Genomic DNA, 21,088 nt, shown 5'->3' with positions numbered 1-21,088 from the left:
GGATGCGCATGGTTGCCTATCCGGCTTGTATCACCTTTTAGACAGCTCGATCGCGCATACCGCCGTGCCGTCGCCGTTGTCCTTGAGCATACGGATCGGCGGCAGGTGCTGGGCCTTGGCGATGTCCAGCTTGCCGGCCGGGCAGTCAAAGGTCAGCGGGCCGGCAGACTTGATCGGGGCGAAGTGCCAGGACGTCGGTTCAAGGTCGGCCTGGGTGACCGTGCCCTTGGTCTTCAGCCAGGCGGCGAGGATCTCGCGGTTGCCGTCCGGCGCGGCCAGCACCACGTTGCTGCCGTCCAGGCCAGGGAAATTGCCGCCGCCGCTGGCGCGGTAGTTGTTGGTGGCCACGATGAAGGGCTGGTCCGGGCGCACCGGCTTGCCCTGGTAGCGCAGGTCGGTGATGCGCTGCCCGGCTGGCCGGGTCAGGTCGATCGTGTAGGACAGATCGCCCTGGATCTGGTCGGCATTGAAGGCCACGTGGCGGGCGTTGATCAGCGGCTGCGGATCCGGCTTGGATGGATCGATGCGGTTGTAACGCTCGGCCGACTGCTCCAGCCAGGCCTTGAGCCCGGCGCCGTCCACCTTCACCGCGCTCAGCGTATTGGGGAAGAAGTACAGGTCCGCGGCGCTGCGCAGGGTCAGCGTGCCGGCCGGCACGTCGGTGTAATCGTCCGGTCCGCCGAAGCCGGTGCGGAACGGCGCGGCCGCCGACAGCACCGGCACGCCCGCCAGCTCCGGATGCAGCGCCGGCAGCGCGCGCTGCACGTAGTCGCGCTGGGCGGCGTTGACCACGGCCAGCGCGGAGCTGTTGCCCTCGTCGACGAAGTAGCTGGTGAAGTGCACATCGCTCTTGCCGATCGGCGTGTTGACGTAGGCCTGTGCGGCGGCGTGTGCCTGGGCCACCAGCGGGGCGATGGCCGGGTCGGCCGGTACGCAGTCGCCCTTGCCCTTGCAGATCGGCCGCACCTCGCTGTGGGTGGTGGCCGGGTCGATGGTCCAGCGGCCGTCCCTGCGCACCAGGTGCAGGTCGATCACGCCCAGGTCCTTGCCGAAGAAGCCGCCCATCACCGCCGGCTTGCCGCGCACGAAACCGCGCGTGGCATCGGTGTCGGGCAGATCCTTGTAGCGCGGCCCCGGGAACTCGGTATGCGAGTGGCCCAGCAGCAGCACGTCAATGCCGTCCACCCCGGCCAGGTGCCAGCCGCCGTTCTCCATGTCCGGCGTGTACGGCGCGGCGTTGAGCCCGCCGTGCAGGATGCCGACCACGATGTCCGGATGCTGCGCCTGAAGCTCGGGCAGATAGCGCCTGGCCGCCTCGACCGGGCCGGTGACGGTGACCTTGCCCTCGAGGTTCTGCTTGTCCCAGGCCAGGATCGGCGGCGGGGTGAAGCCGATGATGCCCACCTTCAACGGCACCACCTGCGGCTTGCCGTCGGCCCCGGTGACGACGATGTTCTTGGTCACCACGGCCCAGGGCTTGAAGATCGGCTGGTTGTCGCGGGTGCTGAACACATTGGACAGCACCAGCGGATAGTCCGGCCCTTTGCAGCGCTGGGTGGTGCCGCCGTCGACGTTCATCGGCGTGCCGGTCACCTGGGACAGGAAATGCAGGCCGTAATTGAACTCATGGTTGCCCGCGGTGCCGCCGTCGTAGCCCATGGCGTCGAAGGCCTTGTAGACGCCCAGCTCCTCGTCGCAGCCGACCGGTTGCACCTTGGCCTGGAAGTCGGCCAGCACCGTGCCCTGGATGGTGTCGCCATCGTCGAACAGGAGGCTGTTGGCGAACTCTGCGCGCGCCTGGCGGATCAGCGTGGCCACGCGCTCGTAGCCGACCGAATCGTCTTCCCGCGCCTTGTAGTAGTCGTAGCTCAGCACGTTGGAGTGGACATCGGTGGTCTCCAGGATCGCCACCTGGGCGGTGGCGCCGTCGGCCAGCGGTGCCCGGGCGGCGGGCGTGGTGGCACAGCTGGCCAGGGCCAGGGAGACAGCAAGGAAGGCAGGGACGCGGCGCAGCGACAGGGGCATGGCGGAAACAGGCTGGAAACAAGGGGCGGGACGGTATCAGATTCGCTTGACCCGACGATGTCGCCGACCCTGACTTCGCACGTCGGGGCGGCCGGGTTGGACGCTGGGCTGTGCACGGGCGATCCCGGTCGCCCCGCGTCATGGCCGCGCCGTTTTCGCCATCGCCCTCCCCGCCTCCACAGGGAGCATGTCGCCATGCCCGAAGCCAGCCACCTGCTCGCCTCGCCCTGATCGCCCTGGGCACGGTCCTGACCCAGTCGCTGGTGCTGGGCCTGACCCGGATCGCGCTCCGCGCGGCGTTCGACGCGGTGCTCGTGATGTTGGCCGGCAGCATCGCCGTGTTTATGGCCCAGCGCCCCCCCTGGCAGCGCTGACTCACGGGCGCCGTCCTGGCCGGGCTGGCGGTGTGCACGGCAACCGCATCGCGGCGCTAGGCAGCCGGCCTGCAGCGTTCCCAAGCCAGATGCCATACGCCTGCGCACGTGGTCGTATGGCGGCGCGGGGATTAAGATGCCGCGCGCAACGTTCTTCCAAGAGGCATCGTCTTGATCATCCATCCCAAGGTCCGCGGATTCATCTGCACCACCACCCATCCGCTCGGGTGTGAACTGAATGTCCGCGACCAGATCGCCGCCACCCGCGCCCTGGGCGTGCGCACCGATGGCCCCAAGAAGGTGCTGGTCATCGGCGCCTCCAGCGGCTACGGCCTGGCCGCGCGCATCTCCGCCGCCTTCGGCTTCGGCGCCGACACGCTCGGGGTGTTCTTCGAAAAGCCCGGCAGCGAGAAGAAGGCCGGCACCGCCGGCTGGTACAACGCCGCGGCCTTCGACAAGTTCGCCAAGGCCGAAGGGCTGTATAGCCGCTCGATCAATGGCGATGCGTTCTCCGACGAGGCGCGGGCCAAGGTCATCGAGCTGATCAAGACCGAGATGGGCGGCCAGGTCGACCTAGTGGTCTATTCGCTGGCCTCGCCGGTGCGCAAGCTGCCGTCCACCGGTGAGCTCAAGCGCTCGGCGCTCAAGCCGATCGGCGCGCCCTACACCTCCAGCGCCATCGACACCAACAAGGACCAGGTGATCCAGGCCACGCTGGAGCCGGCCACCGAGCAGGAAATCGAGGACACCATCACCGTGATGGGCGGCCAGGACTGGCAGCTGTGGATCGACGCGCTCAGCCAGGCCGGCGTGCTGGCCCCGGCCGCCAGGACGGTGGCCTTCAGCTACATCGGCACCGAGATCACCTGGCCGATCTACTGGCACGGCGCACTGGGCAAGGCCAAGGCCGATCTGGACGCCACCGCGCGTCGTCTGGATGCCCAGCTTGCCGCCACCGGCGGCGGCGCCAATGTGGCGGTGCTCAAGTCGGTAGTGACCCAGGCCAGCGCCGCCATCCCGGTGCTGCCGCTGTACATCGCCATCGCCTTCAAGGTGATGAAGGAACTCGGTCTGCACGAAGGCACCATCGAGCAGCTGGACCGCCTGTTCCGCGAGCGCATGTACCGCGCCGATGGCGCGCCGGCCGAAGTCGACGAGGAGCATCGTCTGCGCCTGGACGACTGGGAGCTCAAGCCCGAAGTGCAGGACCCTGCCAAGGCGATCTGGCCGCAGGTCACCACCGAAAACCTGTTCCAGCTGACCGACTACGCCAGCTACAAGCACGAGTTCCTCAAGCTGTTCGGCTTCGAGCGTGATGACGTGGACTACGACGCCGAGGTGAACCCAGACGTGCGCTTCGACGTGATCGAACTCTGAAGTCCCGTGCCCGCGTCAGCCTGGAAGAGCCCGCCGCCGCGCGGGCTTATTTCTGCCCGATGTGAGCGCCCGTTTGGCTGGCAGTCGGGTTGGGTGCACTAGTCTGCTGCGACGCCGTGCCATGTGACGACATGCGGCGAAACGTTTCGGCGCGCTACTTTGCGCCGGCAGATGCCCGCTCCGCGCGGGCATCTGATTTTGAACAGGTGCAGATGCGGGCAGCGCCGAACGCGCGCGCTGCGTTCGGCCCCCCAGTTCCAACCACCACGCACGCACCTGCGCATGTCCTGCCCGGCTTGGCACGATGCCAACGGGCGGTGCCCGAGGGATGAGTGGCTCAGGGCCGCATGCGGGCGCGCCTGGCTGACTCGACGCCAGATGCTGCGACGCGGAAGGCATCGGTTACAACGTGGCGGCACCATGGGCGCCCGTTCGCCCCCGGATCTGCTGCATGTCCCGTCCCCGCCGATTCGTCCGCGCAGCGCACGCGGTCTTTGCCCTGCTGGCCTGCACGGCGGCCTGTACCGCGCAGGCGCAGGAGACGCGGCGCAGTTACGCCAATCCGGTCGATGTGGACTATCGCTACAACTTCGAGCACCTCAATGATGCGGTGAGCTACCGCACCGGCGCCGATCCGGTGATCGTGCGCCACGACGGGGCCTATTACCTGTTCCTGACCATTGCCGAGGGCTATTGGCGTTCGGCCAACCTGCTGGACTGGACGTTCATCGCGCCCAGCCGCTGGTCCTTCGAGCCGGTGGTTGCGCCGGCGGCGGTCTCCGATGGCCAGCGCCTGGTGCTGATGCAGTCGGCCTACGCGCCGCGTCCGGTGCTGGAAAGCACGGATCCGGGCAGCGGGCGGCTGGACTTTTTGACCCGCGTGCTGCCGCCGCTGCCAGATGCGGTCAAGGCCAACCTGGACGATCAGGTGCCCAAGGGCATGATCCCGTCCGGTCCGTGGGACCCGGACCTGTTCATCGATGACGACGGCCAGTGGTACCTGTACTGGGGTTCGTCGGATGTCTATCCCCTCTACGGCATTGCGCTGGACCGCGCGCCGGGACGCTGGTCCTACCGCGGCAAGCCCAAGCCGCTGCTGACCCTGCAGCCGGACCGACATGGCTGGGAACGTTTCGGCCCCGATCATCACGGCGCGCGCTTTCCCGACGGCAAGCCGATCGGCAACTACCTGGAGGGCGCCTGGATGACCCGGCACGGTGGGCGCTACTACCTGCAGTACGGCGCACCGGGGACCGAGTACAACGTCTACGGCAATGGCACCTATGTGGGCGACGGGCCGCTGGGGCCGTTCACCTACGCCGAGTACAACCCGATCGCCTACAAGCCCGGCGGCTTCGTCGTGGGTGCGGGGCATGGCTCCACCTTCGAAGATGCGCACGGCAACTGGTGGAACACAGGCACGTCATGGATCGGGGTCAATGGCACTTTCGAGCGCCGCATCGGGATGTATCCGGCGCGCTTCTACGACGATGGCCAGATGGCGGTGTCCACCCGCTTCGGCGACTTTCCGCACTGGATGCCCACCAACAAAGTCGATGATCCCGAAGCGCTGTTCACCGGCTGGATGCTGCTGTCCTGGCGCAAGCCCGCGCTCGCCTCATCCACGCTCGGTGAGTTCCAAGCGGGGCGTGCCACGGACGAGGATGCGCGGACCTTCTGGGTGGCGGGCAGGACCGAGACCGGGCAGACGCTGCGCGTGGACCTGGGCGCGGAGATGACGGTGCGCGCGGTGCAGGTGAACTTCGCCGACTACCAGGCCGGGCGCTATGTGGATGCGCCGGACATCTACACCAGCTTCGAGCTGCAGCAGTCGCACGACGGGACGCACTGGGCGCCGCTGGCGCGCATCGACGACGCCCCGGCCACGCGCCGCGACCGGCCGAACGCCTACCTGCAGCTCGACACGCCGGTGCGTACCCGCTACGTCCGCTACGTGCATGGCCACATCGGCGGCGCGCACCTGGCCATCAGCGGGCTGCGCGTGTTTGGCAATGCCGACGGCCCGCCGCCGGCCGCCCCCACCGGCATCACCGCCACGCGCCATGACGACCGCCGCGACGCGACGATCGCCTGGACCCCCGTGCCCGGTGCGATCGGTTACAACGTGCGCTGGGGCGTGCGCCCCGATCGGCTCACCCTGTCCTACCAGATCTTCACCGACCATGGCACCACGCTGGAGCTGCGTGCGCTCAACGTGCAGCCCGGGTACTCGGTGTCGGTGGAAGCGTTCAACGAGGCCGGGGTGTCACCGCTGGGGCGCGTGGTGTCCATGCCCTGAACGCCAACGCAGGTGCGCTCAGACCAGCGACTTCATCGAGACATCGACCTTGACGATCGGCGACTTGATGACGATGTAGGAAAAATACTTGCTGATGCCGATGTTGCGGTCCAGGAGGGTCTCGATCAGCTCCTGGTAGTGGGCCACGTCGCGCACCACGAACTTGAGCAGATAATCGAAGCCACCGCTGACCAGGTGACATTCGTTGAGCTCGTCGATGCTGCGCAGGCCGTGTTCGAACTTGTCGAAATCCTCGCGCCGGTGATTGACCAGCGTCACCGAGGTGTAGACCACCTGCACCCGGAACAGCTTGGCCAGATCCAGGCGCGCGCCATAGCCGGCGATGTAGCCGGCGCGCTCCAGCCGCTTGACCCGCGCCAGGCACGGGCTGGCCGACAGGCCGACGCGCTCGGCCAGGTCCGCGTTGGTGACCCGCCCGTTGCGTTGCAGTTCGGCCAGGATGTTGATGTCGATGCGGTCGAGCTTGGGTGGCTTGTCCATGGCGGATGTCTTGGTCTTCTGCGCCTTACCGCAGGGCCCGCTGGTGCGCCTTCACCAGGTCGGCCATGGAGTGGAAGCAGAAATCGGTCTTGGGCTTGATGCCCGGGTCCATGGTCGCCCCGTAACCCTGCTGGGCGTGGCGACGGTAGATCCAACAGCTGGCGAGCCCGTGGGCGTTGGCCGGCTGGTGGTCGTGGTACAGGCTCTCGGCGGTATGCAGGATGTCCTGCTTGCCCAAGCCGAGCTCGGCCAGGCTTTCGAGCATGTAGGCGAAATTGCGCGGAGACGGCTTGTACGAGCCGATGTCCTCGGCGGTGTAGATCGCATCGAATTGGACCTGCAGCTTCTCGTTGGAATGGCTGAAGGAGCGGTTGTCGACGTTGGAGAGGATCACCAGCTTGTAGTGCTTCTTCAGATACTGCAGAGCCTCGGCCGAATCCGGGAACGCCGGCCAGTGGCGCACCGAGCGCCCGTAGTGTTCGCACTCATCCACCGACACCGCAACACCCCATTCGTCGGCCAAGCGCTTGTACACCACCGCCAGCAAATCGCAGTAGCGCTTGGCCGGGGTGTCGCGCTGCAGGGTGGATTCGTGGCGAGCGTGGGCCTGCAGGATCTGGTCGCGGCCGAGCTGCAGACCGGCCCTGGATGCCTTGGCGGTCAACGCGGCCAGGCCTTCGATCATGCCCGATTCCCAGTCGATCAACGTGCCGTAGCAGTCGAAGGTGAGGGCCTTGAAATCGGTCAACTGCATGGTGGATATCCTTGAGGTTAAGCGTCTTGTCCAAGGCCCTGGCAGGGCACTGGACGATCAGGCCGATGTCGGTGCCGGTGCGATCGGCGGCGAGCGCGACGCACGCAAGGCAGGCGCGGCGACGCGGCACGCTCGACCCGGCCGGAGGGCCGCTAGTCGGGATCGCCCAGCGGATGGTAGGCGCGGTCGAACCAGACCAATCCTCCCGCCTGCGCGGCCGTGCTGACGGCCACCACCTCGCAGAAGAACACGCTGTGGGTGCCCACCTCGCTGATGTCGGTGATGCGGCAGTCCAGCGCGGCGCTGGCATCGGCCAATACCGGGGCGCCGGTCTCCAGCACCTCCCAGGCGTCGTGCTCGAAGCGGGTCCCGGCATCGGCCGGCGTGGCGAAGCGGCCGGCCACGACGCGATGGTGGCGCGACAGCACGTTGACGCACAGCACGCCGTTGTCGCGAAACACCTGATGCGAGCCGGAACGGCGGTTCATGCAGACCAGGACGGTCGGAGGCGCATCGGTCACGCTGCACACGGCCGAGGCCGTGAGGCCGTGGCGCCCGGCCGGGCCTGCGGTGGTGACGACATTGATGGCCGCGCCCAGGCGTGACATGGCGTGGCGGAAACGTTCGGAATTCATGACCCGCCTATTGTCCACGCTTGTGGCGGGCGGTTTCACACCCGTGCACGACACGCTGCGGATCGCCTGGGCAGGCGGGGCGACCTATTCCACCGCTGAAGACCCCGGCGGCGCGGCTTCCAGCGTCGTGCCAGGCGGAAGATCCCCATGCTGGCGGGCCAGGATCCGGCCCCAGATCCGACCGAACGCCTGACGCCGGCTGTCTTCGTCAAGGCCCGATCCGTTGGTGTCGCGCAGAAAGCGCCGAAGCGCCTCTTCCACCGACTCGCGCGGGTGATCCAGCGCGATGCGGTAGGCCAGGCTGACCACCGGCCAGCGCGCATCGAACTCTTCCGTGGACATGCCCTGCCCGGCGCAGTACGTGCGCCAGTAATCTTCTTCGCGGTCCAGACACCACACCAGCTGGTGACCGGCGCCGCGCGGATCCTTCGCACTCCCCATTTTTACCCCTCGTTTGTCCCGATTGCCCCGTCCATCGAACATCCCAGAGCCTGGGTTGGAATGCCGTGAAACAGCCCGTCCTGGTGCGACAGGCCGGACGCGATGCGCGTGCTGCACCGCATGCCCGGTGATCGCACGCGCCGCGCATGGCCGGCGGCGCCTCGCCAGGGCTAGGCTAGCGGGACTCCCTCCGCCAAGCTGTCCCGCATCGATGTACAAGCTCCCCACGACCGCCACGGCGCCGTTCTGTCCTTCGGCCGTCACCGACAGCGTCGCGGTGCCGGCAGGCGCCTCGCTGCCGCGGCGGCTGCTGGCCTTCCTCGGCCCCGGGCTGCTGGTGTCGGTGGGCTATATGGACCCGGGCAACTGGGCCACGGCGATCGAAGCGGGATCGCGCTTTGGGTATGCGTTGCTGTTCGTGGTGGTCCTGGCCAGCCTGTCGGGCATGGTCCTGCAGAACCTCGCCTCGCGCCTGGGCATCGTCACCGGGCAGGACCTGGCGCAGCTGTCCAGCGCGCGCTACGCGCCGCGCGTGGCGCGCGGGCAATGGCTGCTGGCCGAGCTGTCCATCGTGGCCACCGACCTGGCCGAGGTGCTGGGCGCGGCGCTGGCCTTCCATCTGCTGTTGGGCGTCTCGATCACCACCGGCGTGGTGCTGACCGCCTTCGACACGGTGATCGTGCTGGCCTTGCAGGGGGCGAAGTTCCGCCGGCTGGAGGCCATCGTGCTGGGCCTGATCGTCACGATCGGCGTCTGCTTCGCCGTGGAACTGCTGCTGATCAAACCGCTGTGGCCGGAGGTGGCCGCGGGCCTGCGCCCGAGCTGGGAGATGCTGAGCCATCAGGCGCCGCTGTACCTGGCCATCGGCATCCTGGGCGCCACGGTGATGCCGCACAACCTGTACCTGCACTCCTCGGTGGTGCAAACCCGCGTGGGCGGAGGCGATGACGCCGCCAAGGCCAGCGCGGTGCGCTTTGCCCGTGTGGACACCATTGGCTCGCTGTCGCTGGCGCTGCTGGTCAACGCGGCGATCCTGATCCTGGCCGCGGCGGCATTCCATCGCAACGGGCAGACGGTGGTGGAGATCCAGGACGCCTACCACCTGCTCGATCCGCTGGTCGGCGGCACCGTGGCCAGCCTGCTGTTCGGCGTGGCGCTGCTGGCCTCCGGGCAGAGCTCGACCTTCACCGGCACCATCGCCGGGCAGGTGGTGATGGATGGCTTCCTGCACATCAAGATCCCGTGCTGGCAGCGGCGCCTGATCACCCGCGCCCTGGCCCTGGCTCCAGCCCTGGCCGGCGTGCTGTGGCTGGGCGAGGGCGCGGTGGGCAAGCTGCTGGTGCTCAGCCAGGTGGTGCTGAGCCTGCAGCTGCCCTTCGCGCTGTGGCCGCTGATCCGCTTCACTTCCGACCGCACGCTGATGGGGCGCTTTGCCAACAGTGTGCCGGTGGCGGCGTTGGCGTGGCTGTTGTTCGGCGTGATCTCGCTGGCGAACCTGGCGCTGCTGTATTTCTGGATCGCCTAGGGCGTGTCGCCCCTAGGGCGCCCAGGGGTCGGGCTCGCCCACCGCGGTGCCCTGCGCAGTCAGGTCCAGCATCGGGTGGGTGGCGCTGTCGTAGCGCGTCCAGGTCGGCAGCCCCGCGCCGTTGGGATTGCCGGTCTTGACGAAGTTCACCAGATAGCCGCTGGCCAGGCGCGCGGCCGTGCGGTCCTGCGCGGTGGTGTCGGCGCCGTACTTGATGTCGGCGGTGTCGAAGAAGAACGGGATGTCGCTGGCGTGGTTGGCGCCCGCATTGTCCGGCGTGCGCGCCGAGCCGGCCACGTAAGAGAACCGGTAGTACCAGGTCGGGATGCCCTGGTCGGCCAGCAGGCCGGCGACCTTGCGCGCGCCGGTGACCATGTAGCCCTCGCGCCCGCCGATGTCGTTGCTGGTGGCGCCGACCATCACCGGGACCTTGTTGAACCGTCCCGCAGCGTACGCCGTCCCCATGTCCACGGCGACCTTGCCATCGACGATGGGGCTGCTGAAGGTCTTGGGCGCATCGCTGGGGGCGAAGGCGGTGGCCAGGTTCAAGCCGTCGGTGACCGCCTGCGGCGAGAGCGCACGCAGCTTGGCCAGCGCCTGCGGATCATCGGCGGCGATGCCCTTGGACTGGGCGAAGCGCACGCCGGTCGCTTCGGCCCCGGCCAGGTCGCCCTTGCTGATGCCGTCGCCACCGGACTGGATCACCGCCTGGTCGAACAGCCCGGCCGCCATCGGCGAGGTCAGCAGCATGTGCACCGACATCCCGCCTGCACTCTCGCCGACGATGGTGACCCGGTCCGGATCGCCACCAAAGGCCGCGATGTTGCGCTGGACCCAGCGCAAGGCCGCGAGCTGGTCCATGTAGCCGTAGTTGGCCAGCAGGCCGTGGTCGGCGTCGTCGGCGGTCAGCTGCGGATGGGCGAAAGTGCCGAAGCGGCCCACGCGGTAATTGAAGCTGGCCACCACGATGCCCTGCCGGGCCAACGCCGCGCCGGCATAGGTCGGCGGCGATGCGCCGCCATTGACGAAGCCGCCGCCGTAGATCCACACCAGCACCGGCAGCTTGCCCTTGGCATCGGCCGGCCTCCAGACATTGGCGTACAGACAGTCCTCGGCCGGGGTGGTGCCCAGTGGCGCAGCGTCGCTGGGGAAGGGCTTTTGCATGCAGTCCGGACCATAGGCGCTGGCATCGCGCACGCCGGACCAGGCCGCGGCCGGCTGCGGCGCGCGCCAGCGCAGCGCACCCACCGGCGGAGCGGCGAACGGGATGCCCTTGAACGCGGTCACACCATCGGCGCGCGCGCCCTGCAGGCGCCCGGTGTCGATGCGTACCTGGTCTGGCGGCGTGGCATCGGATCCGGTCGCGCAGGCGGACAGCAGGGCCAGCGAGGCGCACAGCGCGAGCGTGGGCAGCAGCGAGCGGGACAGCGACATCGGCATTCCTCATCACGCCCGCCAGCCGCGGGCGCCGCCGAAGATCGCGCAATGGCGCCGGCTTGTCATCCCGCAGTGCGGCCTGCCCGGTTCAGCGGCCGCCGGATTGAACGTCGCAGACCGCTGCCGTTCAGATCACCGATGCGCTGCCGACGGACCCGGCGACGGCCGGCCATCGATGCGCGTGCGTGGATTGCGCACCGATCCCCGGCGCCATCCGATCGCGCTGCCAGGAGGCCAATATCCGCGCGGGGCCAGCCGCGGGGTTTTCCCGGCCACGCTCCGCCGCGGAGCGAGACCGGGAAGCCCAACGCGAATCAGCCCTGGATGAAGGCCAGCAGGTCGTCGTTGAGGACCTGCGCATGGGTGGTGAGCATGCCGTGCGGGAAGCCCGGATAGACCTTGAGCGTGCCGTTCTGCAGCAGTTTGACCGACAGGCGCGAGGCATCGTCGATCGGCACGATCTGGTCGTCGTCGCCATGCATCACCAGGGTCGGCACGGTGATCTGCTTGAGGTCCTCGGTCTGGTCGGTTTCCGAGAACGCCTTGATGCCCTCGTAGTGCGCCTTGGCACCGCCGGCCATGCCCTGCCGCCACCAGTTCTCGATCACGCCCTGGGAGACCTGTGCGCCCTCGCGATTGAAGCCGTAAAACGGACCGGCGGCCACGTCCAGGAAGAACTGTGCGCGGTTGCCGGCCAGGGCCTGGCGGAAGCCGTCGAACACCTCGATCGGCGTGCCGCCCGGGTTGTCCGGGGTCTTGACCATCAGCGGCGGCACCGCACTGACCAGCACGGCCTTGGCTACGCGCCCGGCCGGCTGGCCGTGACGCGCCACGTAGCGGGCCACCTCGCCACCGCCGGTGGAGTGCCCGATGTGCACCGCCTCGCGCAGGTCCAGGTGCTCGACCACCGCGGCCGCGTCGGCGGCGTAATGGCCCATGTCGTGGCCCTCGCTGACCTGGCTGGAGCGGCCGTGGCCGCGCCGGTCGTGGGCGACGACCCGGAAGCCCTTGCCGAGGAAGTACAGCATCTGCGCATCCCAGTCGTCGCTCGAGAGCGGCCAACCGTGATGGAACATGATGGGCTGGGCCGTCTTGGGGCCCCAGTCCTTGAAGAAAATCTCGACGCCGTCTTGGGTGGTGACTGTGCTCATGATCGTGTGCTCCGGGTTGAAGGGCGGGAACGACTGAGGCTAGGCCGGACAGATGACGCCAGCCATCGCGGGGGGGGAAGTGCGTGGTGCGTACCGAGGCATGGGGCGAGGCAATGCGAGCAGGCCTGTCGAGGCTTTCGCCCGGGCCCATGCTGGCGAACGCAGGGTACACCTGGAGCGGGCCGTTCCCGCTCGGCCTCAGGCGCGCGTCGGTCAGTGCGCGGCGCGCGCGCCCTGCACGCGCCGCACCAGCACGAAGAACAACGGCACCAGCAGCACCGCCAGCACGGTGCCGGTGGCCATGCCGCCGATCACGCTGATGCCGATCTCGCGGCGGCTGGCCGCACCGGCGCCGGTGGACAGGGCCAGCGGGATCACGCCGGCCACGAAGGCCAGCGAGGTCATCACGATCGGCCGCAGGCGCAGGCGCGCACCGGCCAGGGCCGCCTCCAGCGCCGGGCGCCCGGCCCGCCGCCGGGCCTCGGCGAACTCGACGATCAGGATCGCGTTCTTGGCCGACAGGCCGATGGTGGTCAGCAGGCCGACCTGGAAATAGATGTCGTTGTCGAAGCCGGCCAGCGTGGTGGCCAGCACCGTACCCAGCACGCCCAGCGGGATCACCATCAGCACCGCGACGGGGATCGACCAGCTCTCGTAGAGCGCGGCCAGGCACAGGAAGATGAAGGCGATCGAGGCGCCGTACAGCAGCAGGGTCTGGTTGCTGGACATGCGCTCCTGGTAGGACAGCCCGCTCCACTGCAGGTCGAACCCGGGTTGCGCATCGACCAGGCCCTGCATGATGTCCATCGCCTTGCCCGAACTGACCCCGTCGGCCGCGCTGCCCTGCAGCTCCAGCGCGGCCAGGCCGTTGTAGCGCTGCTGCAGCTGGGCGCCGCGCGTCCAGCCCGTGCTGGCGAAGGTGTCGAAGGACACCATCTGTCCGCCGCTGCCGCGCACATACCACTGGCCGATGTCCTCCGGCCGCGCGCGATACGGCGCGTCGCCCTGGATGTACACGCGTTTGACCCGGCCGCGATCGATGAAGTCGTTGACGTAGGTGCCGCCCCAGGCGGCCGACAGGGTCGCGTTGATGTCCGACTGGGCCAGGCCCAGTGCACTGGCCTGGGCCTGGTCGATGTCCACGTGCAGCTGAGGCTTGTCGCCCAGGCCGTTGAGGCGCACAGCGGTCAGGCGGCTGTCCTCGCCGGCCTGGTCCAGCACGGCCTGCTGGGCGCGCAGCAGCGCCTCGCGGCCGGCCCCGTTGCTGTCACGCAGCCACAGCTCGAAGCCGCTGGACTGGCCTAGCCCGCGCACCGCGCCGGGCGCCAACACGCTGACCTTGTCCTCGGTGGACTTGCGGAAGTGCGCGTTGGCCCGCGCGATGATCGCCGCCGCGGTGCCCTCGCTGCCGCGTTCGCCCCATGGCTTGAGCGAGAGGAAGCCCTGGCCCGCGTTCTGGCCCACGCCTGCGTTGTTGCGACCCACCACCAGGAACACCGACTCGACGTAGGCCTTCTCCTGGGTGAGGAAGTAGTCGCTCACCCGCTTGGCCAGCTGCTCGGTGGCCGGCAGCGGCGTGCCTTCCGGCGCGTTGAACTGCACGCGGATCTGGCCCTGGTCCTCCACCGGGAGAAAGCCGGTGGGCATGCGTGCGTAGAGCAGGCCCACGGCCAGCGCGATGCCCACATACAGCGCCATCCAGCGCCAGGGCCGCGCCAGCAGCCGGCCCAGGCGGCGCTGGTACCCGTCCTGGGCGCGTTCGACGTTGCGGTTGAACCAGCGGAAGAACCGCCCCGGCTTGCGCTCGGCTTCCACTGGCTTGAGCAGCGTGGCGCACAGGGCCGGGGTCAGGGTCAGCGCGACCAGCGCCGACAGGCCCATGGCCGAGACCATGGTGATGGAGAACTGCCGATAGATGATGCCGGTGGACCCGCCGAACAGCGCCATCGGCAGGAACACCGCGCCCAGCACCACGGTGATGCCGATCAGCGCGCTGGTGATCTCGCCCATCGACTGCTCGGTGGCCTCGCGCGGCGGCAGGTGCTGCTCGTGCATGATGCGCTCGACGTTCTCCACCACCACGATGGCATCGTCCACCAGCAGGCCGATGGCCAGGACCATGGCGAACAAGGTCAGGGTGTTGATGGTGAAGCCGGTCACCGCCAGCACGCCGAAGGTGCCCAGCAGCACCACCGGCACGGTGATCGCCGGGATCAGCGTGGCCCGCGCGTTCTGCAGGAACAAATACATCACCAGCACCACCAGCGCGATCGCTTCGAGCAGGGTGTGGACCACCCCTTCGATCGAGAGCTTCACGAACGGGGTGCTGTCGCGCGGGTAGGCCACCTCCAGCCCCGGCGGGAAGGTCTCCTTCAGGCGCTCCACCTTCGCGCGCACCGCGTCGGCTGTCTCCAGTGCATTGGCCCCGGAGGCCAGCGAGACCGAGAAGCCGGAGGCCGGATAGTTGTTGAGGAAGCTGGCGTCCTGGTAGGACTCCGCGCCGATCTCCACCCGGGCCACGTCCCCCAGGCGCACGCTGGCGCCACTGGGCTGGGTGGCCAGGATGATGTCGCGGAACTGCGCGGGGGTCTGCAGACGCGACTGTGCGGTGACCGTGGCATTGAGCGTCTGCTCCGGCCCGGACGGTTGCTGGCCCAGTTCGCCGGCGGTGACCTGGGTGTTCTGGGCGCGGATCGCCGCGCTCACATCGCCCGGCATGAGCTGGTAGGCGGCCAGCTTGTGCGGGTCCAGCCAGATGCGCATCGCGTAGGACGCGCCAAACACGTTGACCTCGCCCACCCCGTTGATGCGGCTGACCGGGTCCTGCACGTAGCTGACCATGTAGTCGGCGATGTCCACCCGGGTGAGCTGGTGGGTGGTGTCGTACAAGGCCACCACCATCAGGCTGTCGCCCTGCGACTTGGACACCCGCACGCCGCGCGACTGCACTTCCTCGGGCAACCGGTTGAGCGCCTGGTTGACCGCGTTTTGCACCTGGACCTGGGCGATGTCCGGGTCGGCGGACTGGTCGAAGGTGACGCTCACGCGGGCCTGGCCCGCGGACGAACTGGTCGATGAGAAATACAGCAGGTGGTCGATGCCGGTCAGCTGCTGCTCGATCACCTGGGTGACGCTGTTCTCCACCGTCTGCGCCGAGGCGCCGTTGTAGGTGGCGCTGATGTTGACCTGCGGCGGAGCGATGTCCGGGTACTGCTCCACCGCCAGGGTGGCGATGGCGATGGCACCGGCGGCCATGATGCAGATCGCCAGCACCCAGGCGAACACCGGCCGGTGGATGAAGAAGCGCGGCAGCACGGCTCAGCTCTGTTCGGCAGGGGCGGCGGCCGGCGCGGCCGCGCTGACCACGACCTTCTCGCCGTCGCGCAGGCCCTCACCGCCACCGGTCACGATGCGCTCGCCTGCCTTGAGGCCCTTGTCGACCAGCCAGCGGTTGCCGACCGAGCGCAAGGTAGTGAACTGGCGCAGATGCGCGACATCATCCTGGCCGACCACCCAGACCTGGGCATCGCCGCGCGGGGTGCGGTCCACCGCCGCCTGCGGCACCAGCAGCGCCTGCTGGCGCACGCCCTGGCCGACGCGCGCACGCACGTACATGCCCGGCAACAGCTCACCCTCCGGGTTGGGAAAGCGCGCGCGCAGGGTGATGCTGCCGGTGGCCTGGTCCACGTCGATATCGGCGAATTCCAGGGTGCCGGGCAGCGGATAGCCGGTGCCATCGGACAGGGTGAGGTGCACCTGCGCACTGGAAGCTTCCACGCCACCGGCGGCGATCGCGCGCCGCAAGGCCAGGTATTCGTTGCTGGACTGGGTGATGTCCACGTTCATCGGATCCAGCTGCTGGATGCGCGCCAGCGGATCGGCCTGGGCGGAGGTCACCAGGGCGCCGGGCGTGAACAGGGCGCGGCCGATGCGCCCGCCGATCGGCGCGGTCACCGTGGCAAAGCGCAGGTTGGTGCGTGCGGTCTCCAGCGCCGCGCGGTTGGCATCGGCGGCGGCGGCGGCCTGCTTGTAGGTGGCGACCGCGTCGTCGACCTCCTGCTGGGAGATCAGCTGGGTCTTGCCCAGTTGCTGGTAGCGCTGGGCCTGCAGCCGCGCGGTGGCCAGCGCCGCCTCGGCCGTGGCCAGGTTCGCGCGCGCCTCGTTGCTGGCCGCCTGGTAGAGCGTGGGATCGATCTGGAACAGCGGCTGGCCCGCCTTGACTGTCTGGCCTTCGGTGAACAGCCGCTTGCGCAGCACGCCGCCGACCTGCGGGCGCACCTCGGATTCCTCCGAGGCCACGGTGCGGCCGGCCAGTTCGGTCTCCAGGGCCACCGACTGCGGGGCCAGGGTCATTACCCGGACCTGGCGTGTCGTGCGTGCCGGCGCGTCGGCCTTGCCCTGGCAACCCCCCAGCGCCAATGCCGCGATCACCAGCAAGCCGGCCCATGCGCTGACACGTCCTGACATGGAAGAGGATCGGAAACAGGCAACTCGACGCATCGTGGGCAGGGGCTTGGCGGTGGGGGGCAAAGTCGCGGAATCCTACGCGATCCGGGCAAACACCCGGATCGTCGCGACACAGTCTGGCTCCTGCATTGCCGCGCGATGGCGTCCATGACCGGTTCGTCATGCCCAGGCCAGAGCGCGGACAGACGCGACGCGGTCCACCACGCTAAGCCATCTCGCTGCGACACGGGGTGCCGGTTGCCGCGCGCAAGTCCAGCAGGTACGCCGATTGTCCCGCAGGCCGGGTCAACGCGACCGACGCGACGCCGGCGTGGCCGCCTCGGCCCGCAGACTGGCGACCAGTTCCTCCAGCGCCGGATCGTCCTTGGCCTGCGCCGGTCGCAGCAGGCCGATCTCGCGATGGAAGGCCGCCTCGCCCAGGCGCATGGCGCGCACCGTGGGTGGCAATGCAGCCCCGTCGCCCGCGCACGGCACCAGGGCCACGCCCAGGCCCGCGGCGACCAGGGCGGTCATGGCCGGCAGGTCGTCGACCTCGATCGATTCGCGCGGCTGCAGGCGCTGGGTCCGCAGGAAGCGATCCACCTGGCGCCCGCCGAACGAACTGCGCTCGTAGCGGATGAAGGGATGCGCCTCCAGCACGCTGCGCCAGGCACGCGCCCGCAGCGTGGCCGGCACCAGCAGCATGTAGCGCTCGTGTCGCAGCGATGTCCACGCCAGCCCCGCCGGGATGCCGAAGGGCGGGCGGATCATCACCGCCAGCTCCAGCTCGCCGGCATCCAGTTGATCCATCAGATGCAGGGAGATCCCCGGGACGACCTGCAGCGGACGCCGCGGATGGGCCTGACGCCAGCGCGCCAGTGCGCCGGGCAGCAGGTCGGCCTGCACCGAGGCGATCGCGCCGATTCGCAGCCGTGCCTGAGCGGTGTCGGGCGTGGCCGGGTCGGCCAGCGCGTCGAAGCGCGACACCAGCTCCTGCGCCCGCGCCAGGGTGCGCAGGCCGTCGGCATTGAGCGTGGCCGAGCGTCCCGTGCGGTCGAACAGGCGCAGGCCCAGCTGGGCCTCCAGCCGCTTGATCTGCCCGCTCACCGCCGCCTGGGTCAGGCCGATGCGTGCGCCGGCGGCGGCAAAGGTGCCGTGGCGGGCCACGGCCAACAGGGTGCGTAGCTCCGCGATCACGCGTGCATCACCAAAAGTTGGACTGAGGGCTCGAATATATCGTTTTCCATCGCGACTGCTGATGGGTAAAACGGGAGGCCGCACCCAAGGCCTGGAGCCTCACGATGGACACCGCCGCCACCCTGCCCCCGTTTCACCTGGCCTTCCCGGTCCACAGCCTGGAGGCTGCGCGCGGCTTCTACGGCGGATTGCTCGGCTGCCCGGAAGGACGCAGCTCGCCGGAATGGGTGGACTTCAACTTCCACGGCCACCAGATCGTGGCCCACCTGGCCCCGCAGGAGACCGGCGCGGCGGCGACCAATGCGGTCGACGGCCACGGCGTCCCGGTGCGGCACTTCGGCGTGGTCCTGCCGATGGAGGACTGGAAGGCGATGGCCCAGCGCCTCACCGCCGCCGGTACCGAATTCGTCATCGCGCCCTACATCCGCTTCAAGGGCGAACCGGGGGAACAGGCGACCATGTTCTTTCTGGATCCCAGCGGCAACGCGATCGAGCTGAAGGCCTTCGCCGACCTCTCGCGCCTGTTCGCCAAGTAAGCCCCGTCTCCAATGCGGTCGCTGTCATGCGCACGTCATGGCCGCGACCCGAAAATGCCGCCCCGTGGACGGTGACTGGATGCCCGTCCTGCTGGCGGCGTCCCCCGGCGCGCCCGACCCCACTTTTCGGACGCCCCTCATGGACCCTCTGCCTGCCGCGTCGGCCGACGCGGTCCTCGACACGCCCGCTGCCACCGCGCCGACGCCCGCATCCGGATCCGGCTTCCGCATGGCCTACCAGCCCATCGTGCGCCTGCGCGACCGCAGCGTCGCCGGGCACGAGGCCCTGATGCGCCCGGACGATGGGCGCTCGCCACTGGCCCTCCTGGAGGCCGCGCGCCACCGCCGCACGCTGGGTGAATTGGAGACCCGCGCGGTCGAGGCCGCCGTGCGCGCGTTCGACTTCGCCACCGGTGGCCGCCTGCTGCTCAACCTCAGTGCCAATGCGCTGCTGCGCGGTGCCGTGCGCTCGGGCGAGGTGCTGCGCGCGTTGCAGGGCTCGGGCCAGGACCTGAGCCGCTTCGTGGTGGAAATCACCGAGCGCGACATCGTCGAGGACGCCAAGGGCCTGGCCCACGTGCTGGGCTACCTGCGCGCGGCTGGCGCGCGCGTGGCCCTGGATGACTTCGGCAACGGGCACTCCAACTTCGAGCTGTGGCACGAGCTGTTGCCGGAGTTCGTCAAGATCGACCGGTACCTGGTGGATGGCCTGTCCGAGAGCCCCGGCAAGCTGGCCGTGGTGCGCGCCCTGGTCCAGGTGGCCGACAGCTACGGCACCGAGCTGATCGCCGAAGGCGTGGAGCGCATCGAGGATCTGCGCCTGCTGCAGGACCTGGGCATTCCCTACGTGCAGGGTTACCTGCTGGGACGGCCGGCGTTCCACACCACCACCACGGTGCCCGGGGAGCTGGAGGCACTGGGCCATGGCAAGACCCCGGTGTGGCCGCGCAGCGGGCGTCCCAGCGGCATCCGCCGGGTCACCGCCGAGCACATGCTGGTCGAAGCGCCGAGCATCCCGGTGGACAGCACCAACAACGATGCCGAAGCGATCTTCCGCGCCAATCCCGAGCTCAACGCGATCCCGGTCCTGGACGCGCAGCAGCGTCCGGTGGGCCTGATCAACCGCCGCGTGTTCAACGAGCGCATGGCCATCCCCTTCGCCCGCGAACTGATCGGCAAGAAGCCCTGCACCGTGCACATGCATGCCTCGCCGGTGCTGTGCGACGTGGGCCAGAGCATCGACGAGATGTCGCAGATCCTGCTCGGCGAGGACCAGCGCTACCTGCATGACGGGTTCATCGTCACCGAGCACGGTCGCTACCGCGGGGTGGGCGCGGGCGAGGCGCTGGTGCGCCGGGTCACCGAACTGCGCATCGAGGCGGCGCGCTACGCCAACCCGTTGACCCTGCTGCCAGGCAACATTCCCATCACCGAGCACATCAACCGCCTGCTGGAGAGCGGGCGGGCGTTCGTGGCCTGCTACTGCGACCTGGACAACTTCAAGCCCTACAACGACCAAAACGGGTACTTTCGCGGCGATCGCATGATCCAGCTGGTCGCCTCGGTGATCACCTCGCATGTGGACCCGCAGTGGGATTTCGTCGGCCATGTCGGAGGCGACGACTTCGTCATCCTGATGCAGAGCGAGGACTGGCTGGCACGCTGCCAGGCCATCGTGGCCGACTTCAACCAGGGGGCGCTGTCGCTGTTCGACGCACGCGAGGTCGCGCGCGGCATGCTGGAAGGCGAGGACCGCAGCGGGCGCCAGGCCAGCTTCCCGCTGACCACCCTGACCATCGGCATCGTCCCGTCCGACGCGGCCCGGTTCGAAGGAGCCGAGGCGATCGCCTCCTGCGCGGCCGGCGCCAAGCGCGAGGCCAAGCGCTTGAAACGGGGCGTGCATGTCATGCCAGGCGTGCCGGCGCCGGCCTGAGCCGGGAAAAAAGAAGGCCGGGGGTGACCGGCCATAGAAGGGGTAGCCTCCGGCCCGTGCGATGCGACGTGCTCAATGTCGCGCCCTGGGATCCGTGCCGAGCAGCATCCAATGCTGATGCGAGGGTTGCCGCCGGAGGCAGAGCCAGCATGCGCCCGGCCGGCCGGGCCGTCTGTCGGGCATCGGCGCGGGCGGCTGTAGGAAAACTCCGACCCCCGAACTCAGCGGCCGATGGCCTGCTCGAGTTCCTTCAGGCCGATGGCGCCACTGTCCACATCGCCGGCCAGGGTGAAGTCCAGGTCCGATTCGCGATCTTCCGGATGCAGGGTATAGCCATGGCGCTCGAGGATCGCGCGCTTCTGGGCGACGGTGAGCAGGTACAGGACCGAAGGAAAGTTCGACATCGACAAAGGCCGGGCCGGTGTGGGTTGAGGGGCCAGCGCGCATTCTACCGGTG

At 69.0% G+C, this 21,088-nt stretch carries 17 protein-coding genes; 6 read left to right on the top strand and 11 right to left on the bottom strand.

Annotation, left to right across the window (positions count from 1 at the left end; all coding sequences use genetic code 11):
* Nucleotides 1-30: 30 nt before the first annotated feature.
* Nucleotides 31-2,025 carry a bifunctional 2',3'-cyclic-nucleotide 2'-phosphodiesterase/3'-nucleotidase gene (locus PJ250_RS08715; protein WP_271648189.1) on the bottom strand — a complete coding sequence of 665 codons (1,995 nt, stop codon included), beginning with the start codon at nt 2,023-2,025 and terminating at the stop codon, nt 31-33.
* A gap of 140 nt (nt 2,026-2,165) precedes the next feature.
* On the opposite strand from PJ250_RS08715, the gene PJ250_RS08710 reads away from it, so the two are divergent.
* The 3 genes from PJ250_RS08710 (at nt 2,166) to PJ250_RS08700 (ending at nt 6,075) form a co-directional block, all read left to right on the top strand.
* A complete protein-coding gene (locus PJ250_RS08710) occupies nt 2,166-2,399 on the top strand; it encodes a hypothetical protein (RefSeq protein WP_271648188.1) in 234 nt (77 codons plus the stop codon).
* Between the two features lie 171 nt (nt 2,400-2,570).
* On the top strand, nt 2,571-3,776 hold the full coding sequence (gene fabV / locus PJ250_RS08705; RefSeq protein ID WP_271648187.1) for an enoyl-ACP reductase FabV: 1,206 nt from the start codon (nt 2,571-2,573) through the stop codon (nt 3,774-3,776).
* Between the two features lie 451 nt (nt 3,777-4,227).
* Nucleotides 4,228-6,075, top strand: coding sequence for a family 43 glycosylhydrolase (locus tag PJ250_RS08700; protein WP_271648186.1), 1,848 nt, complete (start codon nt 4,228-4,230; stop codon nt 6,073-6,075).
* A gap of 18 nt (nt 6,076-6,093) precedes the next feature.
* Here the strand turns inward: PJ250_RS08700 and PJ250_RS08695 are convergent, their stop codons facing one another.
* From PJ250_RS08695 to PJ250_RS08680, 4 genes are all read right to left on the bottom strand, one after another.
* Entirely contained in the window at nt 6,094-6,576 is a 483-nt protein-coding gene (locus PJ250_RS08695; RefSeq protein ID WP_271648185.1) for an Lrp/AsnC family transcriptional regulator, read from the bottom strand.
* A gap of 25 nt (nt 6,577-6,601) precedes the next feature.
* A complete protein-coding gene (locus tag PJ250_RS08690; RefSeq protein ID WP_271648184.1) occupies nt 6,602-7,330 on the bottom strand; it encodes a haloacid dehalogenase type II in 729 nt (242 codons plus the stop codon).
* Nucleotides 7,331-7,482: 152 nt separating this feature from the next.
* Nucleotides 7,483-7,965 carry a flavin reductase gene (locus tag PJ250_RS08685; protein WP_271648183.1) on the bottom strand — a complete coding sequence of 161 codons (483 nt, stop codon included), beginning with the start codon at nt 7,963-7,965 and terminating at the stop codon, nt 7,483-7,485.
* 84 nt (nt 7,966-8,049) lie between these two features.
* Nucleotides 8,050-8,406 carry a hypothetical protein gene (locus tag PJ250_RS08680; RefSeq protein ID WP_271648182.1) on the bottom strand — a complete coding sequence of 119 codons (357 nt, stop codon included), beginning with the start codon at nt 8,404-8,406 and terminating at the stop codon, nt 8,050-8,052.
* Nucleotides 8,407-8,617: 211 nt separating this feature from the next.
* Between PJ250_RS08680 and PJ250_RS08675 the strand changes: the two genes are divergently transcribed.
* On the top strand, nt 8,618-9,931 hold the full coding sequence (locus tag PJ250_RS08675; protein WP_271648181.1) for an Nramp family divalent metal transporter: 1,314 nt from the start codon (nt 8,618-8,620) through the stop codon (nt 9,929-9,931).
* Between the two features lie 12 nt (nt 9,932-9,943).
* On the opposite strand, the gene PJ250_RS08670 is transcribed toward PJ250_RS08675, so the two are convergent.
* The 5 genes from PJ250_RS08670 to PJ250_RS08650 all read right to left on the bottom strand — a co-directional run bounded on the left by PJ250_RS08670 (nt 9,944) and on the right by PJ250_RS08650 (nt 18,162).
* Nucleotides 9,944-11,365 carry a carboxylesterase/lipase family protein gene (locus PJ250_RS08670; protein ID WP_271648180.1) on the bottom strand — a complete coding sequence of 474 codons (1,422 nt, stop codon included), beginning with the start codon at nt 11,363-11,365 and terminating at the stop codon, nt 9,944-9,946.
* A 317-nt stretch (nt 11,366-11,682) separates the two neighbouring features.
* Nucleotides 11,683-12,519 carry an alpha/beta fold hydrolase gene (locus tag PJ250_RS08665; protein ID WP_271648179.1) on the bottom strand — a complete coding sequence of 279 codons (837 nt, stop codon included), beginning with the start codon at nt 12,517-12,519 and terminating at the stop codon, nt 11,683-11,685.
* Nucleotides 12,520-12,732: 213 nt separating this feature from the next.
* Entirely contained in the window at nt 12,733-15,834 is a 3,102-nt protein-coding gene (locus PJ250_RS08660) for an efflux RND transporter permease subunit (protein ID WP_271648178.1), read from the bottom strand.
* 3 nt (nt 15,835-15,837) lie between these two features.
* Nucleotides 15,838-16,986 carry an efflux RND transporter periplasmic adaptor subunit gene (locus PJ250_RS08655; protein WP_271648177.1) on the bottom strand — a complete coding sequence of 383 codons (1,149 nt, stop codon included), beginning with the start codon at nt 16,984-16,986 and terminating at the stop codon, nt 15,838-15,840.
* Between the two features lie 285 nt (nt 16,987-17,271).
* Nucleotides 17,272-18,162, bottom strand: a complete 891-nt coding sequence (locus PJ250_RS08650; protein ID WP_271648176.1) for a LysR family transcriptional regulator — start codon at nt 18,160-18,162, stop codon at nt 17,272-17,274.
* A gap of 104 nt (nt 18,163-18,266) precedes the next feature.
* On the opposite strand from PJ250_RS08650, the gene PJ250_RS08645 reads away from it, so the two are divergent.
* The gene (locus PJ250_RS08645; RefSeq protein WP_271648175.1) at nt 18,267-18,698 is read left to right on the top strand and encodes a VOC family protein; all 432 of its coding nucleotides are present in this window, start codon (nt 18,267-18,269) and stop codon (nt 18,696-18,698) included.
* 139 nt (nt 18,699-18,837) lie between these two features.
* Nucleotides 18,838-20,631 carry a GGDEF domain-containing protein gene (locus PJ250_RS08640; RefSeq protein ID WP_271648174.1) on the top strand — a complete coding sequence of 598 codons (1,794 nt, stop codon included), beginning with the start codon at nt 18,838-18,840 and terminating at the stop codon, nt 20,629-20,631.
* Between the two features lie 221 nt (nt 20,632-20,852).
* On the opposite strand, the gene PJ250_RS08635 is transcribed toward PJ250_RS08640, so the two are convergent.
* Nucleotides 20,853-21,035, bottom strand: a complete 183-nt coding sequence (locus tag PJ250_RS08635; RefSeq protein WP_271648173.1) for a hypothetical protein — start codon at nt 21,033-21,035, stop codon at nt 20,853-20,855.
* Between the last annotated feature and the right edge of the window lie 53 nt (nt 21,036-21,088).

Source organism: Pseudoxanthomonas sp. JBR18, assembly GCF_028198165.1.
Classification (GTDB): Bacteria; Pseudomonadota; Gammaproteobacteria; order Xanthomonadales; family Xanthomonadaceae; genus Pseudoxanthomonas_A.
The sequence above is the reverse complement of the archived record's forward strand: the minus strand, read 5'-3'. Positions and strand labels throughout refer to the sequence as shown.